This window comes from Staphylococcus americanisciuri, assembly GCF_024814435.1.
Lineage (GTDB): Bacteria > Bacillota > Bacilli > Staphylococcales > Staphylococcaceae > Staphylococcus > Staphylococcus americanisciuri.
On record NZ_JANUXY010000018.1, the window covers coordinates 1 to 3,183 of the forward strand.

Here is a 3,183-nt window from a genome sequence, read left to right on the forward strand (position 1 = left end):
CTTCTGTGTTCGGCATGGGAACAGGTGTGACCTCTTTGCCATAGGCACCAGATAAAGTTGAATGTTATACATTCAAAACTAGATAGTAAGTATTCATGTTACACAAACAAAACCTTGTGAAAAAATTTGATTAAGTCTTCGATCGATTAGTATTCGTCAGCTCCACGTATCGCTACGCTTCCACCTCGAACCTATTAACCTCATCATCTTTGAGGGATCTTATAACCGAAGTTGGGAAATCTCATCTCGAGGGGGGCTTCATGCTTAGATGCTTTCAGCACTTATCCCGTCCATACATAGCTACCCAGCTATGCCGCTGGCGCGACAACTGGTACACCAGAGGTATGTCCATCCCGGTCCTCTCGTACTAAGGACAGCGCCTCTCAAATTTCCTACGCCCACGACGGATAGGGACCGAACTGTCTCACGACGTTCTGAACCCAGCTCGCGTACCGCTTTAATGGGCGAACAGCCCAACCCTTGGGACCGACTACAGCCCCAGGATGCGATGAGCCGACATCGAGGTGCCAAACCTCCCCGTCGATGTGAACTCTTGGGGGAGATAAGCCTGTTATCCCCGGGGTAGCTTTTATCCGTTGAGCGATGGCCCTTCCATGCGGAACCACCGGATCACTAAGTCCGTCTTTCGACCCTGCTCGACTTGTAGGTCTCGCAGTCAAGCTCCCTTATGCCTTTACACTCTATGAATGATTTCCAACCATTCTGAGGGAACCTTTGAGCGCCTCCGTTACTCTTTAGGAGGCGACCGCCCCAGTCAAACTGCCCGCCTGACACTGTCTCCCAGCACGATAAGTGCTGCGGGTTAGAAATCCAATACAATTAGGGTAGTATCCCACCAATGCCTCCACGTAAGCTAGCGCTCACGCTTCTAAGGCTCCTACCTATCCTGTACAAACTGTACCGAATTTCAATATCAGGCTACAGTAAAGCTCCACGGGGTCTTTCCGTCCTGTCGCGGGTAACCGGCATCTTCACCGGTACTATGATTTCACCGAGTCTCTCGTTGAGACAGTGCCCAAATCGTTACGCCTTTCGTGCGGGTCGGAACTTACCCGACAAGGAATTTCGCTACCTTAGGACCGTTATAGTTACGGCCGCCGTTTACTGGGGCTTCGATTCGTAGCTTCGCAGAAGCTAACCACTCCTCTTAACCTTCCAGCACCGGGCAGGCGTCAGCCCCTATACGTCACCTTACGGTTTAGCAGAGACCTGTGTTTTTGATAAACAGTCGCTTGGGCCTATTCACTGCGGCTCTTCAGAGCGTGAACCCTAAAGAGCACCCCTTCTCCCGAAGTTACGGGGTCATTTTGCCGAGTTCCTTAACGAGAGTTCGCTCGCTCACCTTAGAATTCTCATCTTGACTACCTGTGTCGGTTTGCGGTACGGGCACCTATTTTCTAGCTAGAGGCTTTTCTCGGCAGTGTGAAATCAACGACTCGAAGAAACTTGTTTCTTCTCCCCATCACAGCTCAATCTTTACGAGTGCCGGATTTGCCTAACACTCAATCTCACTGCTTAGACGTGCACTCCAACAGCACGCTTCGCCTATCCTACTGCGTCCCCCCATCGCTTAAAACGAATCTAGGTGGTACAGGAATATCAACCTGTTATCCATCGCCTACGCCTGTCGGCCTCAGCTTAGGACCCGACTAACCCAGAGCGGACGAGCCTTCCTCTGGAAACCTTAGTCAATCGGTGGACGGGATTCTCACCCGTCTTTCGCTACTCACACCGGCATTCTCACTTCTAAGCGCTCCACATGTCCTTGCGATCATGCTTCAACGCCCTTAGAACGCTCTCCTACCATTGTCCTACGGACAATCCACAGCTTCGGTAATATGTTTAGCCCCGGTACATTTTCGGCGCAGTGTCACTCGACTAGTGAGCTATTACGCACTCTTTAAATGATGGCTGCTTCTAAGCCAACATCCTAGTTGTCTGGGCAACGCCACATCCTTTTCCACTTAACATATATTTTGGGACCTTAGCTGGTGGTCTGGGCTGTTTCCCTTTCGAATATGGACCTTATCACCCACATTCTGACTCCCAAGTTAAATTATTTGGCATTCGGAGTTTGTCTGAATTCGGTAACCCGAGAGGGGCCCCTCGTCCAAACAGTGCTCTACCTCCAATAATCATCACTTGAGGCTAGCCCTAAAGCTATTTCGGAGAGAACCAGCTATCTCCAAGTTCGATTGGAATTTCTCCGCTACCCTCAGTTCATCCGCTCACTTTTCAACGTAAGTCGGTTCGGTCCTCCATTCAGTGTTACCTGAACTTCAACCTGACCAAGGGTAGATCACCTGGTTTCGGGTCTACGACCAAATACTCATTCGCCCTATTCAGACTCGCTTTCGCTACGGCTCCACATTTTCTGCTTAACCTTGCATCAGATCGTAACTCGCCGGTTCATTCTACAAAAGGCACGCCATCACCCATTAACGGGCTCTGACTACTTGTAAGCACACGGTTTCAAGTTCTCTTTCACTCCCCTTCCGGGGTACTTTTCACCTTTCCCTCACGGTACTGGTTCACTATCGGTCACTAGAGAGTATTTAGCCTTAGGAGATGGTCCTCCCAGATTCCGACGGAATTTCACGTGCTCCGTCGTACTCAGGATCCACTCAAGAGAGCACACATTTTCGACTACAGGATTATTACCTTCTATGATTAACCTTTCCAGGTTATTCGTCTAACATGTGCCTTTGTAACTCCGTATAGAGTGTCCTACAACCCCAACAAGCAAGCTTGTTGGTTTGGGCTCTTCCCGTTTCGCTCGCCGCTACTCAGGGAATCGATTTTTCTTTCTCTTCCTCCGGGTACTAAGATGTTTCAGTTCTCCGGGTCTGCCTTCTTACATGCTATGTATTCACATGCAGATAACACGACATAACTCGTGCTGGGTTCCCCCATTCGGAAATCTCTGGATCACAGCTTACTTACAGCTCCCCAAAGCATATCGTCGTTAGTAACGTCCTTCTTCGGCTTCTAGTGCCAAGGTATTCACCGTGCGCCCTTAATAACTTAATCTTTAGTTATTAATTATGTGAGTCGTCATTTGACGACTAGCGATAATTTTAGTTTCAAGCTTTCGCTATTCACTCGGTTTTTGCTTGGTAAAATCATTTTATACTTACTTATCTAGTTTTCAATGTACAAACA

At 48.8% G+C, this 3,183-nt stretch carries 1 rRNA gene; it reads right to left on the reverse strand.

Features of this window, described 5'->3' with window-relative positions:
* Positions 1–126 precede the first annotated feature (126 nt).
* Positions 127–3,051 (reverse strand): 23S ribosomal RNA (locus NXS11_RS10830).
* Between the last annotated feature and the right edge of the window lie 132 nt (positions 3,052–3,183).